Origin of the sequence: Microbacterium luticellae (genome assembly GCF_050408645.1) — a bacterium.
Classification (GTDB): Bacteria; Actinomycetota; Actinomycetes; order Actinomycetales; family Microbacteriaceae; genus Microbacterium.
In genome coordinates this window covers 1-17,071 of record NZ_JBNTKE010000007.1, presented here as the reverse complement: position 1 = coordinate 17,071, position 17,071 = coordinate 1, and the positions used below count along the sequence as shown (strand labels likewise).

Sequence of the window (17,071 nt, the reverse complement as noted above, 5' to 3'; positions counted from 1 at the left end):
AACAACAATGAGCATGACCCCCGAACAGGCGACCTGGTACCAGGGCACGTTCCACCGTCTTGTCAGCAACGTCGATATTGCTTTGCAGGGCAAGACCGATGTGGTGAGCCTGGTACTTGCCGCCATGCTGGCTGAAGGGCACGTGCTGCTCGAAGACGCACCGGGTACCGGAAAAACGAGTCTTGCTAAGGCTCTGGCCGCCAGTGTGCAGGGAACAAGCAGCCGTATTCAGTTCACGCCCGACCTGCTGCCCTCCGATGTCACGGGTGTGACGATCTATGACCAGAAGACACAGACGTTTAATTTTCATAAGGGACCAGTTTTTGCCTCGATCGTGCTGGCCGATGAAATTAACCGGGCATCGCCCAAGACCCAGTCGGCGATGCTTGAGGTGATGGAAGAGTCGCGCGTGACCATCGACGGTGTTGCTCACGAAACAGGGCGACCATTCCTGGTTATCGCCACACAAAACCCTGTTGAGCAGGCCGGTACGTACAAGCTGCCCGAGGCGCAGCTCGACCGCTTTCTCATCAAGACGTCGATCGGTTACCCCGACCGCGAGGTGACTGCCCGTATTTTGGCGGGGGCAGCGGTAAGAAACCCTTCGGCCCAACTCTCGGCTGTGATTACCACGAGCGCTGTAGCAGACATGGCCGATCTGGCCGCCACCGTGCACGTAGAGCCGGCGGTGCTGCAGTATGTGGCAGAGCTTGCCGAGGCCAGCCGTCACGACCCGGCCATTCACCTGGGTGTCTCGGTGCGCGGGGCGCTAGCCATGGTGCGCATTGCCAAGGTGTGGGCCGCGGCCCACGGGCGCCACTATGTGATTCCCGATGACATTAAGGCTCTGGCCGCAGCAGTGTGGACGCATCGCCTCCTGCTTGACCCGGAAGCAGAGTTCTCGGGAACCACCGCCGAGACTGTGATGGCTCGCGTTGTTGATTCTGTCGCAGCTCCACAGGCCCGGGCGGATGCGGCTTGATGGCAACACAGGCTCTGCGTGAGCCATCTGCTTCGGTAGCGCAGCATCCGGCAACTTCTCCTGCCTCTGCTGCCCCTACCGCAGGATGGCGCGACGTGCTCGCTGTTATTGGCGAGCGCGTGATGCAGCGTCTGCGCGCGATCTTTGCTGTCTTTCGAGCCGCGGCCTGGATACTTTGTGGCCTGAGTATCGTGCTGTGGGTGCTGGGCATGCTGTGGGGGTGGTGGGAGCTGATTGTTGTTGCACTGGTGGTTGCCATCGTGCTGGCAGTGTCTGCTCTCTTTCTCATCGGTCGCACCACGTACAACATCGTTCTTGACCTTGCTCGCACCCGCGTTGTGGTGGGTGAACGCGCGATGGGGGCATTGACGCTCATAAACGACGGCGAGCGCGCCATTTTGCCTTCCCGTATCGTGATGCCGGTGGGATCTGGTCGTGGTGAGTTTGCGGTGTCGCGGCTGGCGCCCGGCGAGACCAGCGAAGAGCTGTTTGCCATCCCTACGCATAGGCGGGGCGTTGTGCAGGTGGGGCCCGTGAGCATTGTGCGCGGCGACCCCTTCGGTCTGTTTGAGCGGGCGCACCGGCGGGAAGAGCCCGTAGACCTGTTCGTGCATCCGCGCACCGTGCGTTTTCCTGGCCAGTCGCTGGGTTTTGTGCGTGACCTCGAGGGGCTTCCGGCCACCGACCTCTCGCGTGATGATGTGTCGTTCCATACCCTCAACGAGTATCAACCAGGCGATGACCTGCGGCGGGTGCACTGGCGTTCCACCGCCCGTACGGGCACCCTTATGGTTCGCCAGTATGAAGAGACGCGGCGCTCTCACTTTGTTATTGGTTTGTCGACGAGCCGCCGCGAATATGGCTCAGAAGAAGAGTTTGAACTCGCCGTGTCACTGGCAGGCTCCATTGGGTTGCGGGCCGTGCACGACTCTGGTCATGTGCAGCTACGTTTTCCCGGCCACACGGTGGAGGCAGCGCACGGTAAACGACTGCTGGACGCGCTCGCAGCCATCGATTATGCTCCGGCTCGAACCGGTGGACTGACGGCCCTCGCGCACAGTATCGCTGCACAGCTTCCGCCTTCCAGCGTCGTTGTGCTGGTGTGCGGCGCCGAGGTCTCAGCCGAACAGCTGCGTCAGGCCTGCGCACGCATGCCGCAGGGGTCTCGTGTTCTCGTGCTGGCCGCGCATGAGGCGGCGGCCCCTGCGCTTCGGCAGATCGCTGACGCCGATGTGGTGACCGTGGGCGTTCTCGAAGACCTACCGCTGGCACTGGCGAAGGTGTTGGCATGATGGTGGCTACGACAGGGGTGAGAGGCGAGGGCGCCGGCATCCGGATGCTACCGACACGGCGTCTTGCGGTTGATCTGACGGCACTGTTCGTTGTGCTCATGACCGTCTTGGCCGGTTTTTGGACCAGCTTTTCGGGCCCGTCGTTTTTGTTGCCAACGGTGGGCGGAACAGCCGTAGGCCTTGCGATAGCTGCCGTATCGGCGTGGCGGCGCTGGTCGATTCTGGTCGTCACGGGGCTCACGGTGGGTGCCTATTTTGTGATGGGTTCGGCGCTGGCTGTTCCGGCGCTGGCTCTGTGGGGCTTTATTCCGACGCTGCAGTCGTTGACGGCCCTGGCCCTGGCTCCCGTTGTGGCGTGGAAGCAGATGCTGACCACGGTGACGCCGCTGTCGGGCGCCGACGGACAATTCTTGGTTCCCTTCATGCTGGCGCTTGTTGCCGCGGTCATCGCTGGTTCTTTATCGCTGCGGTTGCGCCGTGCGGAGTGGGCGCTGATTCCTGTTGTCGCGTTGTTGTGCATGGTTATTGCTATGGGGTCGCCGCAACCGTGGATGCCGGTCGTACAGGGGGTGCTGATCGCGGTTGTAGCGGTTGCTTGGCCAGCGCTGCGGCGACTCTGGAACCCCGACAACGCCGCTGTGTCGGCTGATGCCGGTGATCCGCTGCGTGCCACACGCATGCGGATGCGCCGTATGGTCACCGCAGGGGTCGTGCTTGTGATCGCCGGGGGTGCGGGGGCAGCGGCGGGAGCCTGGGCCGAACCCGACCAGGCACGGCACGTGCTGCGTGACACCGTTATTCCCCCGTTCGTTGTGCGCGAATATGCGAGCCCGCTGCAGAGTTTTCGCGGCTACTTGAAAGACCATCGCGAAGATACGCTCTTCACGATCTCGGGGCTGCCCGATGACACCCGCATTCGCCTGGGCGTTATGGACGGCTATAACGGCGTTGTCTACAACGTCGCCGCGGGTGGTCTGGGAACATCGGGAGCATTTACGCCCCTGCGTTCGACGCTCAACGACGGGGCTGAGGGTCGTGAGGTGAGCGTTGACATTGTTGTTGACGACTATGCCGGTGTGTGGATGCCGCACGTCGGTTTGCCTTCGCAGATCACCTTCGATGGTGAGCGCGCCGAAACCCTGCGACGCGAGGCATTCTTTAACGATGTGACCGGTATGCCGGTGACAACAGCAGGGTTGAGCAAGGGTGATACGTACCGGGTCGCAGCGGTTGTTCCGGACGTACCGTCGGATGAAAAGCTTGCCGAAGCAGAATTTGGCAACATCCGGATGCCGAAACAAGAGGGCGTGCCCGATGACATTGCACGGTTGGCGTCCGAGACAGTCGCCGACGCGAAAACGCCGATCGAGCAGGTTCGCGCACTCGAAACGTACCTCGCAGAGGGTGGCTTTTTTAGTCATGGGCTGGAGGGCGAAGTGATTTCGCGGGCCGGTCATGGCGCGGAACGCATTCTGACTCTGCTGGGCGGCGATCAAATGATCGGTGACGACGAGCAGTATGCCGTGACGATGGCTCTTCTCGCCCGTGAAGTGGGTATTCCTGCCCGCGTTGTCATGGGGTTCTATCCCGATGATGACCGAGAGATGTCTGACCCGCTCACGATTCGTGGTGACGATGTTCACGCCTGGGTTGAAGTGAACTTTGCCGGTTTCGGGTGGGTGGAGTTTAACCCCACACCTTCGGAAGACAAGCTGCCCAACGACCAGACAACAAAGCCGAAGGCTGACCCGAAACCGCAGGTGCTGCAGCCCCCACCACCCCCGCAGGAACCGGTTGACTTGCCGCCCACTCTGCCCGATGAGCGAGAGAGTGAAGACGAAACCGAGAACCCCTTTGCCTATCTCGGTCTCATTCTGGTGGTGGCGATCAGCCTGATGGCGCTTATCGCCCTGCTGCTTTCACCGTTCATTATTATTGGCGCGTGGAAGGCAGCGCGGCGCAGAAAACGCCGTTTGGCTGAGCGGAGTGCGGATCGCATTAGCGGCGCCTGGGATGAAATCACCGATCGCGCGACCGACTACGGTGTGCGGTTCTCGCAGGGGGCGACGCGCACAGAAGAAGCTGTCACGGTGACGGAGTCTTTTGCTGAAGAAACGATGGGCCAGAAAATAGCGGTGTTGGCGCAGCGCGCAGACGCCGATGTCTTTGGCCCCTCCGACCCTTCGCCCGAGCAGATTGACGAATACTGGGCACAGGCCGATGATGTGGTCAATGGTTTTGCCCAGTCGACGACGTTGGGTGGCCGCCTGCGGGCGCGGTTGAGTTTGCGCTCGTTGACCGCTGACTCTGCCGTGTCGCGAGGGTGGAAGAATATTCGTGTGGCCGCGACGGCGCGAGCAAAGCACGATGCAAACACGAAAGAACCGGAGTCACGATGAGCAGCTCTGATCAGCCCGAGGTCGCATCGCTGGGTCGCCGCGCCGGTGCCTATCTGATCGATGCGGCCATCGGTGGCGTGTTGGTGCTGGTGACACTGTTTATAGGAACAGCTGTGACTGCCGCGGATGCCTCTTCACGCTATCTCTCTGAGAGCGACGCTATTGGTTTTCTTGTGTCGATGATGGTGACGTGGGCCGTCGCCGGTCTGGTGAGCATCACCTGGACCCTGGTGATGACCGCGATGCAGGGTGGCGCAGGTTCGGTGGGAATGCGTCTGCTGGGTATTCGCCTGGTGCACGCCGACACCGGCGGCCGGATAGGTTTTGGGCGAGCTTTGCTGCGAAACATCATTTTTGGTCTCGCCGCAGCCATTGTGGTCGGCTACTTTACCCCGCTCTTTGACGGATCGGGACGGTCGCAGGGGTGGCACGATAAGGCCGTTCACGCCCTCATGGTTACGGCGGTGCGGGCAAAACCAAAGACGGCTGTACCGGATGCTACGGTTGTCGCGCCGTCGGCTGCGCCCGGAATCGCGCCCCCGATGACGCCCCCGCCGATTCCCGTACCGCCTGTTGCCCCGTTTGCCGCTGCAGCACCGACTCCGGCACCCTTTGCCGCACCTCCGCCCGCCTATTCAGGGCCGCAGCACGCGCAGCCGCAGGAGGCCGCCCTCACACACACGCCGGCACCGACGCCCGATGTTCCTCCGGCACCCGCAGCCACACCCGAGCCAGCACACGCTCCCGAGGCAACCCCCGACCCAGCGCCAATCTCAGATGAAGCCGAGATCATCACGATTGTGCCCGGCTTTGCTCGTGCAGAACCTGTGCAGCAGGCCAGCATGCCTGCGCCCATGACCGGGCCGGAGCAGGCTGCGCAGCATCCGGATTCTGCTGGTGGTACCCCCGCCGGCCCGGCCACTGCGCAGTCAGAACCTGCCGCAGTTTCGGAACCCGCTGTTGTCACGCCGGCACCCACGGATGCAAGCGATGACGACGACCTGGAAAGCACACGGATTAGCGTTCCCGGCCACAGGCTGCTGTTTTTGTGGGACGACGGCACGCGCGTGTCAGTGTCGCGGCTGACCATTTTTGGGCGCAACCCGGTGAGCGAACCCGGCGCGGTCAGTGTGGCCGTGCGCGACGAGACTCTTTCGCTGTCGAAAACGCACTTCGAGGCCGAAGGAGAAGCAACGGGTGGCTGGGTAAAAGATCGTAATTCAACCAATGGCATGACGATTGTGCGCGATGGTGTGCGGATTGCTTGCCCACCCGGAGAACGTGTTCGCGTGCGCTTAGGAGACGCTATTGAGATTGGCGAGCGCATAGTAACGGTCGGAGGGTGGGCATGACATCGCCCATTGCTGTGGAGACCGGCATGGCCACGCACGCCGGATTACGACGAGCGCTGAACGAAGACTCGTTTTTGGCGGCATCGCCGGTGTTTATGGTGGCAGACGGCATGGGTGGCCATGAGGCTGGAGACCGTGCCAGCTCGGCAGTGATCGACGAGCTGCGTCCGCTGGTTGAGCGAGCATCCATTGGGGTAGACGATGTTCGTGCGGCGATAGGTCGAGCCCGTGCACGTATTAATGCGCTATCGGAGCAGGGGAGTGGCCGGGCGGGCACAACGCTCAGTGGTGTGGCAATTGCGGCCGTTGACGGCAATGGCTACTGGTTGACCGTGAATATTGGCGATTCGCGCACGTATCGTTGGGCGGGCGGTGAGCTGGAACAGATCACGGTTGACCACTCGGTTGTGCAAGAACTGATCGACGCCGGTCAGTTGCGCAGCAGCGATGCGCAACGCGACCACCGACGCAATATTATTACCCGCGCGTTGGGGGCCGGTAGCAGCGGAGAAACCGACTATTGGATGATTCCCGCAGCCGCAGCCGACAGGATTTTGGTGTGCTCCGATGGACTCACCTCCGAGGTACCGGATGCCATTATCGCCGAAGTTCTGCGCGACAACCGCGACCCGCAAAGTGCCGCCGATCAGCTGATTGACTGCGCTTTACAGCAGGGTGGGCGCGACAACATCACGGCCATCGTGATCGATGCGCTACGAGTCAGTAGCCGACGAGGAGACATCGTGAGCTTTGACAGCGATGGCCTCGATATTCAAACACGACCACGCGCTGAGGCGATCGGAGGACGACCATGACGCAGCACGGATACGAAGCGGGTGCCTGGTGGGCACTGGTGGCCCCGACCGGCACGATTGCTGTGCCCCCGGATGCCGCGCCAGAGCTGGTCGATACGCTATGGGCGCTCGTGCGCGAGCAGGCCACGATGGGTACGATCGTTGACGCGCTGACGGCGCATGCCGGGGGCGTGCTCTCGGCAGTGCCGGCCTTTGCTGCCGTGACACGTGAAGGTGCCGATGCTCGTGTTGCTGTGCGCGGTCGGGTGTCGGTGCGGATACGTTCGGCAGAGGGAGAACTCACCTTTACTGGCGCTGAAGTAACCACGTGGAGCGAACGCTTCGTACCGCGGGCAGAAGCAGCAGAGCTACTGCTCGATGATGCCGGACCAGCACGCCTTCTTCCCGTAGTCGGGGGCGTTGTGGGGGCAGCGCGGGTTGTGTTCGCCATGGTAGAGGCCGAGGGGGAATCTGCAGAGCTCGAGCCGGATGCCGCTGACAGCGAGCAGCCCGTTGTCGGAGAACAACCGGATGTCGTCGAGCAGCCTGAAGCCGTCGAGCAGCCCAGTGTCGTTGACCAGCCCAGTGTCGTTGACCAGACCAGCGTCGTCGAGCAGCATCCGGAGTCTGGCGAGCATCCCAGTGCCACCGAACACACTCTTGTCAGTGCAGCGACACTGGCACCGAGTGTTGATTCGCCGTGGAGCGATAGTGTCGTGGCCGAGGGAGATCACGACGGCGCCACTATTTCGCTCGCCCAACTTCGTGCGGTGCGCGAAGACTCGGGTTCTGACCCGGCACCCGACGCTGTTTCGGGGCCACGCATTCGGCTGTCAACGGGGCAGGTGGTTGCTCTTGATCAGACGGTCATTATTGGGCGCAGGCCTCGTGCGACTCGCGCTAGCAGCGAGAGCATGCCGCATTTGATTGCTGTCGACAGTCCGCAGCACGATATTTCTCGCAGCCACCTCGAAGTGCGGCTCGAGCCGGGCGCGTGTATCGCTGTCGACCTGCACACCACAAATGGTTCGACGCTGCTGCGCGGCAGTGCCGACCCTGTTCGGCTGCATCCGGGAGAGCACACTGTGGTGGTCAGTGGTGATGTGATCGACCTGGGCGATGGGATCACGGTGACGTTTGAGGAGCTGCCGTGAGCAGACCGCCCTCGCCACCCCCCGAACTTGACGGTTTCACCTATCTAGAGCTGTTGGGGACCGGTGGTTTCGCCGACGTTTTTTTGTACGAACAGCACATGCCGCGGCGCAAAGTGGCCGTCAAGGTGCTGCTCGCCGATCGCTTGGCGAGTGCCGCCGCACAGGAGTTCACAGAAGAAGCCAATGTGATGGCGATGCTGTCGACCCACCCAGCGATCGTCACGATCTACCATGCCGGAGTCGCTGCCGACGGCCGCCCGTACCTCGTGATGGAATACTGTCCGCGACCGAACCTGCAGGTGCGCGCACGCAACGAACCGTTCAATGTTGCCGAGGCCCTGCGCGTAGGCATTCAGGTGGCCGGTGCGGTAGAAACAGCGCACCGTGCCGGGGTTTTGCATCGCGACATCAAGCCCGCCAATATTTTGGTGACCGAATACAATCGGCCTGCGCTGACAGACTTCGGCATTGCATCGACGACGGGGGCGGTTTCGGATGCCACGGGTATGTCGATCCCGTGGTCGCCACCGGAATCCTTCGCCGACCCACCCTCGAGTGGCCCCCGCTCCGACGTGTATGCGCTGGCGGCGACGGTGTACACGCTGTTGACGGGGCGGTCACCGTTTGAGCGACCCGGCGAGCGCAATACGAGCGTTGATCTTATTGAAAGAATTGAGCGCAGTCCTCTCGCCCCGATCAGTAGAGCCGATGCGCCGGCAAGTTTGCAGCGCGTGCTCGAACAGGCCATGGCAAAGAAGCCAGAAGAGCGGTATCCGAGTGCCGTGGCTTTTGCTCGAGCGTTGCAGAAGATTCAGATTGAGCTTTCGCACTCGGTGACATCGGTTGACGTGGTCGATGATTACGTTCACGAGACCGAACCGGATGACCCGGATGATGGTCTCACTCGCGTGCGCAACATCGCGCATATTGACCCAGAATCGGGCAGCACTAGGCCTTCTGCGGCGACGCGGCAAATGCAGCATCCGGCGCCCACCGCTCCGCGGTTTGACGCTGTCACGCCTGCTGCCGCTAGCCCCGCTGCGGGTTCCGCAACTCAGCCTGCGGTATCGGCGCCGTCGATATCTACACCTTCGATATCGACACCGTCGAGTGCAGATGCGGTGGCCGACACCCAGGTGCGTGCGCCGCAGCGCCCCGCACCTGCTGTCGACGATGCGACCGTGATGCGGGCACCGACGGTTGTGCACAGCACGGCGGCACCGACGCATGCCTCCGCGGCAACTCCGGGTGTCGGGAGAGTGCCGGATGCTGGTGATGTAGCCGCAGCCGGGGGCGTTGAGCACGGTGCGCCCCGGCCGGAGCCAAGCAAAAAACGACGCATGCTGCTGTGGGGAGCCCTGGCTATTGCCGGAGCCGCCCTGATTACGGTGGGCGCTATTTTTGCGGTGAACCAGTTGAACTCGGCCGTCCCAGAAGCTCGAGAAGACGCTGTTGAGGTGCCGCGCCCGCAAGACGTGATTGTTTCTGGCGTGCCGACTGTGACCGAACTTGCCCACACGATCGAGGGCGACACGGTTGTTTTCACGTGGGAGAATCCGAACCCCGAAGACGGCGACAGCTACCTGTGGTACCTCGTCGACCTTGACGGTAATGGCTCGACCGCTCGCAGCGACGAACCGACCGTATCGGTGAGCACGAGCAACGGCGGACCCACGTGCATTGAGGTTATTCTGCGACGAGCAGATGGTCGCAGTTCTGACCCGGTCAGGGAGTGTGCATCATGACGACGCCCGAGAGCATTCAAAAACCGCCGGCGGGCACCGGTGTGAGTGACAACCGTGTGACGGTCGAATTCGCGGGGGAATACCTCACGGTCACACCAGGGCAATCATTCTTAGTGGGCCGTGAAGGCGACCTGGCAATCGACGACAACCTTTTCTTGCATCGCCGGTTCTTAGAGATCGTGCACTCCGAGGGTCTGTGGTGGCTTGCTAACGTCGGCTCGCGTTTGACCGCAACGGTGACCGACGCGGCCGGTGGCGTGCAGGCCTGGTTGTCGCCAGGTGCACGGCTCCCGCTCGTGTTTGAACGTACCACCGTCGTTTTTACGGCAGGCCCCACCACGTACGAGCTCGTTGTGCATGCCAGCCGACCCACTTTTCCGCCATCGCGACGCCTCGACGTGGGTGAGGGAGACTCGACCATTGGCGATGTGCCCATGACGCTGAGCCAAAAGCTGCTCGTGCTTGCGCTGGCCGAACCATTTCTGCTGCGCGATGGCACCGGCATGACCATGATTCCTTCGTCGGCGGTTGCCGCCGAGCGACTGGGGTGGACGGTCACGCGCTTCAACCGCAAACTCGACAACGTGTGCGACAAATTCGACCGCATCGGAGTGCCAGGAATGCGCGGTGGCGCACGTTCTTTTGCCACCAACCGCCGTGCCCGCCTGGTTGAGCACGCTATCTCGACCCGTCTCGTCACAAAAGACGACCTGGTTCTGCTCGATCAGGCCCATGACGAGGCTGCCGAGGGCGATGCAGAGTGATCTGGGAGATTGATGACGGCCCGAAACCGATCGAGGGCGTCGATGAAAACGGTCGTGCCGACCCGGAATACGCGCGATCACTGGGTCTTGTGCCCGCCCGATACAGCATGCGCATGCTCGCGACGCTCATAGAAATCGTGCTCGCGGTCATCCTTGTTCTGCCCGCAACCCTTGTGCTTGTGCCGCTTGTGCTCTCGATCAGTGACGGCACATTCGCGATGCGCAACTTCTTTCAGCGGTCGGATTGGATCTGGATCATCGTCGCGGTCGCGGCCTCGCAGCTGCTGATCACGGTTTTCACGATCGTGCAGCTTGTTTTGCACGGCCGAAAAGGGGTCACCCTCGGCAAAGCCATTTTTGGAATCCGCACCGTTAACGTTCGAACACTCGAGAAACCTCGGTTTTGGCGGGGCGCTTTCGTGCGTTACGTGTTGGCGTACGCCTCGTTTATTGTGCCGTTTTTTGGTCCGCTGTTTGTGATCGTGCTGTCGCCGCTGTTCGACAGTGAACGGCGCGGACGCGGCTGGCTCGATATGGCGGCGGCCACCTGGCTGGTCGATGCGCGTCGTGGACTTGACCCCTATAACTCCAAGCGCATGCGCATCGCCCGTAAACAGGTCACGGCAGTGTTGCACGAAGAAAAAACTCCGCTGCCGTCGCTGGCCACACCGCTCGACCCGAACGCGCCGGCAGAATACGTGCCATCCGGTCGGTTTTCCGGCGGTGTGCTGGGCGCATTCCGTTCGTCGTCGCCTTCGTCTTCGGGTGCGGCTTCTGGTTCGTCTTCGGCGTCTACCGAATCTGCTGCACCCGGTCACGAGATGGCTGGAAGGGTGCCGGATGCCGCGGCCAGCGCAGCGCCCGCACCCGCGACATCCGGTCTTATTACGGGCGTTCCCTCGACGACGCCGGCTGTGCCCGCTCGCCCTGCTGTGCCCGCTCGCCCTGCTGTGCCCGCTGGCCCGGCTGCACCCGCTGGCCCTGCTGCTGTCGCCCCGGCCGCTCCTGCGGTTGCAGAGGCTGCGGCCCCGGCCGGTGCCGCATCGACGCCCGCGCAACCGGCAGCACGCGCCGTCATCGTGTTCGACACGGGTGAGCGCTGCGAGGTGCGCACGACGGTGCTTATTGGTCGCGCTCCCGCGGCCGCACACGGCGAAGGTGATGTGCAACTGCTCGCGATTATTGACGAAAGTCGCAGCGTATCGAAAACACACATTGCGGTTATGCCTACCCGTCGCGGACTGCTCGCCGTTGACCGCGGTTCGACCAACGGCTCGGGAGTACTGCGCGAAGGTAATGAGCTGCGGCTTTCGCCGGGGCATCCGGAAGCCCTTCGCGCGGGTGATACGGTGCGCTTTGGTGACCGTTCTTTTCGAGTCGAGAGCCTATGAACCCCACCGTCAGCCCTAACCGCACAGGAGACATGCTGCGATGAGAGTCAAACTCACTCTGCGCCGACCCCACGCGCCGCTCACCAACATTGTGGTCATGACCGACTCCACCGCCACCATCGGCGACGTGGCAGCACAAATTCAACAGGCCGACCCGCTGCGCAGCATCGCGGCATCACCGCACGACACACTGACGCTCTCCGTCGCGCCGCCCACAAGCGACCGTCGAGAGGTTCTCAATCCCGACCTTATTGTCGGCGACGCGCCCATTGGATCGGGTTTTCTCGCCGAAGTGGTCAACCTCGGGCCCGGCCGTACGTCAGCCCCCACCTCGACCACGCAACCGGCTGTGCTCGTGACGGTGCTGTCAGGGCCAGCATCCGGCCAAGAATTTTCGCTCCCCCGCGGACACTTCATGATCGGGCGCGACCCAGCAAACGATATTGCCGTTGCCGACCCGCTGGTCTCTAAACGGCACGCGCGCATCGAAATTGGGCCCGGATTCGTTGAGGTCGTCGACCTCAACTCGGCCAACGGAATCGTGGTCGACGGTGGCCTGGTGCAGCGCCTGCGCGTGATACCCGGGCAGCCTTTTACGCTCGGCGATACCGAGCTGGTCGTTCATATGGTCGCCGATTACGACGGCTCGGCCGCACACGACGACCCGGTGCTTGAACGTGGCGGTGCGCTGCTGTTTAACCGCAGCCCACGGGTAGAAGAGCGCTTCGTCGGCGAAGACCTGCCCGAACCGCCCTATCCTCGAGACCAGCAAACACGGCTCTTTCCGTGGCCCATGATCGTTGCCCCCGTGCTCATGGGTGTCACGGTGTGGTCGATCACCGGCCGTGTGCTGTCGCTGCTGATGGTGTTTGCCTCGCCCATGATGATGTTCGGAAACTTCATCTCACAAAAAACAAACATCGGGCAAAAACTCAAACGAGAAGCCGCAGCTTTCGAAGAAGCATACGAGAAACTCGAAGAACGACTGTACGAACTGGTCCCCATCGAAAGAGAAGTGCGACAGAACGAAGTTCCTGCCGTCGCGGTCGTCTTCGACGAAGCCATGCGGCTCGGGCCCATGCTGTGGACCAGACGCCCCGAACACTGGAACTTTCTGGCCCTGCGCCTGGGCACCTGCACCGATTTTTCGCGCACCACCATCAAGCTGACCAACCCCAACGAAGTACTTCCCGAATACATTCAACGTGCCGAACGTTTGCAAGAGCGTTACCGGATGATCGACGACGTTCCCGTGCTCGAATCGTTGCAGAGCGTTGGGTCGCTGGGCGTTGCCGGACCCACGTCACTGGCCGGAGACGCACTGCGAGGCCTTGCCGTGCAGCTGTTCGGAATGCATTCCTCGAACGAACTCGTCACCGTCGCGCTCACCGACCCCGACTGGGCAGAAGAACTCGACTGGCTCACCTGGCTGCCCCACACCTCCAGCGAACGCAACCCCTTCAAAGAAATGCCGCTGGCCGACTCGGCATCAACCGGAAACGCCCTCCTCAGCGGACTGGAAGAAATCGTACTGCGCCGGGCACAAGCATCCGGGTCACCTCGCCTACCCTACGGCGACGACTGGGACCCGATGCGATACGGAACCGACGTCAAGCGAGCCGCCGAAGAAGCCTCGTTTCCGGGCCAGGCCGCGATCGTTGTCATAATCACACACGACGCACCCGTCGACCGAGCGCGGCTGACGCAGATACTCGAACGCGGAGCCGACGTAGGCGTCTACGGACTGTTTGTTGCCCCCGTCGTCGAAGCACTACCCGCCGTATGCCGCACATTTCTCGACGTCAGCGACGGCCTCGACGCAGCGCGCGTCGGCGTCGTACGCACAGGCCGCGAATACACCGAAGTACGCGTGGAAGGCGTCTCGAACGCCTATATGACCATGTTTGCTAAACGACTCGCACCCGTCGTCGACTCGAGCACCGTCATCGAAGACTCCTCAGATATCCCCAACTCAGTCATGTTCTTGTCACTCGTCGGCGCCGAAATTGCCTCCGACTCGGGTGCCGTCATTGACCGATGGCGACAAAACAACACCATCATCGACCGCTCGGGGGCACCCGCTTCGCGCCTGAAAAAAGCCGGCAACCTGCGAGCCATTATTGGGCAGTCGCAAACCGACGCCATGACCCTCGACCTGCGCACACAGGGGCCGCACGCGCTGGTGGGCGGAACAACCGGTGCCGGAAAGAGCGAATTCCTCCAGGCCTGGGTACTGGGAATGGCGGCCGCACACAGCCCCGACCGCGTCACCTTTCTTTTCGTCGACTACAAGGGCGGTTCGGCCTTCGCCGACTGTGTCGACCTGCCCCACACGGTGGGCCTGGTCACCGACCTCAGCCCGCACCTTGTACGCCGAGCACTCACCAGCCTGCGGGCAGAACTGCACTACCGCGAGCACCTCTTCAACCGCAAAAAAGCAAAAGACCTGCTCGAGCTAGAAAAACGCCGCGACCCAGAAACACCACCCGCGCTCGTACTCGTTATCGACGAGTTTGCTGCGCTCGCCGGTGAAGTGCCCGAGTTTGTTGACGGTGTCGTCGACATTGCTCAGCGAGGCCGCTCGTTGGGAATCCACCTGATCATGGCCACGCAGCGCCCCGCCGGCGTGATCAAAGACAACCTCCGCGCCAACACCAACCTGCGGGTGGCGCTGCGCATGGCCGATGAATCCGACTCGAAAGACGTTGTCGACGACCCCATCGCAGCAACATTCCCGCCCTCCATCCCGGGCCGCGGAATCGCCAAAACCGGACCCGGGCGCCTCATACCGTTTCAGTCGGCATATGCCGGTGGCTGGTCAACCGACGAACCCCAGGCGGCCGAGGTGAAAGTCGCCGAACTGCGTTTTGGTTCCACCCAGCTGTGGGAAGCCGAACAAGAACCCGAATCCGACTCGCATGATGAAGACCTCGGCCCGAACGACCAAAAACGTATTGTTGCCACACTCGTAAAAGCTGCGGACGACGCAGGCATTCCCCGCCCACGCCGCCCGTGGCTCGATGACCTTGAACGCGCCGTCGATATGCGCGAACTACCCATGCCGGGGGACAGCCAGATTCTGCTCGGAAAACAAGACGTACCCGAGCGGCAGCTACAAGAACCTGCATACTTTTTGCCCGATAAAGACGGTTCACTGCTTGTCTATGGCACAAGCGGCTCGGGTAAATCGACCGTGCTGCGCACCCTCGCGATCGCTGCCGGATACTCGGCCGAAACAAACGTTGAAGTGTACGGCATCGACTTCGGTTCGGGCGCGCTCAAGAGCCTCGAAATGCTGCCGCACGTGGGGTCGATAATTGCCGGTGACGATGCTGAGCGCGTGCAGCGTGTCTTGCGCTCACTGGCGAAAGTGCTCGACGACCGTGGGAAACGTTTTAGTGCCGCGAACGCAGCAAACCTCACCGAATACCGTGAGCTCACCGGCAACGATGAATCACGCATCCTCTTTCTCATCGACGGTTTCGGCCAGTTCCGCACCGAATGGGAATCAACCACCGCGCGCATGCCGTTCTACCAAACCTTCATGCGCATTCTCGGCGAGGGGCGGCCACTCGGCGTACACGTGATCGCGACCGCCGACCGCTCGGGCTCCGTCCCCACCGCCGTCAGCGCGAACGTGTCACGCCGCGTCGTCTTGCGACTCTCTGACGAGGGCGGCTACGCCATGCTCAACGCCCCGAAAGACGTGCTCGACGAAACATCGGCACCCGGCCGCGCCATTGTTGACGGCTTCGAAACCCAAATCGCCACACTCGGAGGAACCCCGAACGTGGCCGAACAGACGAAGCTCCTCGAACAGCACGCAGCAACCCTTCGACAAGCAGGAGCACGCGAAGTCGACGAGATCGGTGCACTACCCACCCAGCTTTTTGTCGCTTCGCTACCCGACCGCGTGGGAGATTTTCCGGTTCTGGGGGTTGCCGAAGACACCCTCGCGGCGCGCGACTTCGACCCCCTCGGCACATTTGTTGTTGCTGGCCCGCCCCTCTCAGGCAAGACCACGACACTGAAAGCCATGGTGGTCGCCATGCGCCGCCTCGACCCCTCGATCAAACTCTTCCACTTCGGTGGCCGCCGCGCCCAACTGAAAGAGTGGGCCGACTGGACCCGCAGCGCCGTCACACCCGACGACGCGAAAGAACTCGCGAAAGAACTGGTCGAGCTCGTCGGTGACGAAGAAATCACCGCGCGCATCGCCATCATCGTCGAAGATGTGCCACAGTTTGCCGACGGACCCGCTGAACGCGAAATGAAAGCCCTCTTCCAAGCCATCAACCGCAGCGACCACCTGCTCGTCGGTGACGCCGACGTAACACAGGTCACCAGCGGGTTCGGATTCATCGGCGACTTCAAAGCCGGCCGCAAGGGCATTATTTTGAAACCCGACGCCTTCGACGGCGACTCGGTCTTCAAAGTGCCGTTCCCCAAGGTCAAACGCAGCGACTTCCCCGAAGGTCGTGGAATCTTCGTGCAGAACGGACGCCCGCTCACCGTGCAAATCCCACACATCGAAGCGCCCACCCTGAGCGAGGTGCCGCTACCGTAGCAGTACCCGTGTTCACGGGTCGGTGTCCCGCTCTATCCCTCGTCTGCCTGAGCCATCCCTCATCTGCCTGCCCTGGGTTGCCGAGAACAGGAAAATTGCCGGATGGCGCATGATTTCTCGGATTTTGGCCTCCTTTCGGCAATTCTCCTGGTTTCGGTCAAGTGGTTGGGGAGAAAGCAGGGGCGGGCTGGGGTTAGTGCGGTGAGGGGTGTTGCCGGATGCTAGCGATGGGCCGGGCTGGCCTGCGGCATCCGGGGGTGTGGGGTTTGGTGTTGCCGAGAACAGGAGAATTGCCGAAAAATGCATGATTTCTGGGATTTTGGCCTTCTTTCGGCAATTCTCCTGTTTTCGGTCAAGTGGTGGGGGAGAAAGCAAGGTCGGGCTGGGGTTCGTGCGGTGAGGGGTGTTGCCGGATGCTAGCGATGGGCCGGATGCTGCTGACGGGCAGGGCTGTCGTCATCGAAGGGGCTGATGGGTATTTCTCCCCATCGACTCCCCGCGGGTTGTTTCGTAGTTTGGTTGTTGTCGGGCCGGGGTGGTCCGGTTCGTAAGATTTTCGGAGGTGTGCACGATGGCTGATTTTGGTGCATCATATGGTGCGATGGAGCAGGTCGCATCGTCGTTGTCGCAG

10 protein-coding genes are annotated in these 17,071 nt (G+C 62.1%); all 10 read left to right on the top strand.

The window, feature by feature from the left end; translation table 11 throughout:
* Nucleotides 1-7 precede the first annotated feature (7 nt).
* Genes ACQUSW_RS13185 through ACQUSW_RS13140 form a run of 10 tightly spaced genes read left to right on the top strand, consistent with a single transcriptional unit; the run spans nucleotide 8 to nucleotide 16,440 of the window.
* On the top strand, nucleotides 8-982 hold the full coding sequence (locus ACQUSW_RS13185; protein WP_428932775.1) for an AAA family ATPase: 975 nt from the start codon (nucleotides 8-10) through the stop codon (nucleotides 980-982).
* Nucleotides 982-2,274 carry a DUF58 domain-containing protein gene (locus ACQUSW_RS13180; protein ID WP_428932774.1) on the top strand — a complete coding sequence of 431 codons (1,293 nt, stop codon included), beginning with the start codon at nucleotides 982-984 and terminating at the stop codon, nucleotides 2,272-2,274. The genes ACQUSW_RS13185 and ACQUSW_RS13180 overlap by 1 nt, the downstream gene beginning before the upstream one ends.
* Complete coding sequence (locus ACQUSW_RS13175) at nucleotides 2,271-4,673, top strand: transglutaminase-like domain-containing protein (RefSeq protein ID WP_428932773.1); 2,403 nt, start codon at nucleotides 2,271-2,273, stop codon at nucleotides 4,671-4,673. The genes ACQUSW_RS13180 and ACQUSW_RS13175 overlap by 4 nt, the downstream gene beginning before the upstream one ends.
* The gene (locus ACQUSW_RS13170; RefSeq protein WP_428932772.1) at nucleotides 4,670-6,025 is read left to right on the top strand and encodes an RDD family protein; all 1,356 of its coding nucleotides are present in this window, start codon (nucleotides 4,670-4,672) and stop codon (nucleotides 6,023-6,025) included. Before ACQUSW_RS13175 ends, ACQUSW_RS13170 begins: the two co-directional genes overlap by 4 nt.
* On the top strand, nucleotides 6,022-6,840 hold the full coding sequence (locus ACQUSW_RS13165; protein WP_428932771.1) for a PP2C family protein-serine/threonine phosphatase: 819 nt from the start codon (nucleotides 6,022-6,024) through the stop codon (nucleotides 6,838-6,840). The genes ACQUSW_RS13170 and ACQUSW_RS13165 overlap by 4 nt, the downstream gene beginning before the upstream one ends.
* Complete coding sequence (locus tag ACQUSW_RS13160; RefSeq protein ID WP_428932770.1) at nucleotides 6,837-7,973, top strand: FHA domain-containing protein; 1,137 nt, start codon at nucleotides 6,837-6,839, stop codon at nucleotides 7,971-7,973. Before ACQUSW_RS13165 ends, ACQUSW_RS13160 begins: the two co-directional genes overlap by 4 nt.
* Complete coding sequence (locus tag ACQUSW_RS13155) at nucleotides 7,970-9,718, top strand: serine/threonine-protein kinase (RefSeq protein ID WP_428932769.1); 1,749 nt, start codon at nucleotides 7,970-7,972, stop codon at nucleotides 9,716-9,718. Before ACQUSW_RS13160 ends, ACQUSW_RS13155 begins: the two co-directional genes overlap by 4 nt.
* Nucleotides 9,715-10,482 (top strand): hypothetical protein, encoded by a 768-nt coding sequence (locus tag ACQUSW_RS13150; RefSeq protein WP_428932768.1) that lies wholly within the window; start codon nucleotides 9,715-9,717, stop codon nucleotides 10,480-10,482. Before ACQUSW_RS13155 ends, ACQUSW_RS13150 begins: the two co-directional genes overlap by 4 nt.
* Nucleotides 10,479-11,873 carry an RDD family protein gene (locus tag ACQUSW_RS13145; protein ID WP_428932767.1) on the top strand — a complete coding sequence of 465 codons (1,395 nt, stop codon included), beginning with the start codon at nucleotides 10,479-10,481 and terminating at the stop codon, nucleotides 11,871-11,873. The genes ACQUSW_RS13150 and ACQUSW_RS13145 overlap by 4 nt, the downstream gene beginning before the upstream one ends.
* 40 nt (nucleotides 11,874-11,913) lie before the next feature.
* The gene (locus tag ACQUSW_RS13140) at nucleotides 11,914-16,440 is read left to right on the top strand and encodes a type VII secretion EssC family protein (RefSeq protein WP_428932766.1); all 4,527 of its coding nucleotides are present in this window, start codon (nucleotides 11,914-11,916) and stop codon (nucleotides 16,438-16,440) included.
* The last annotated feature ends 631 nt before the right edge of the window (nucleotides 16,441-17,071 follow it).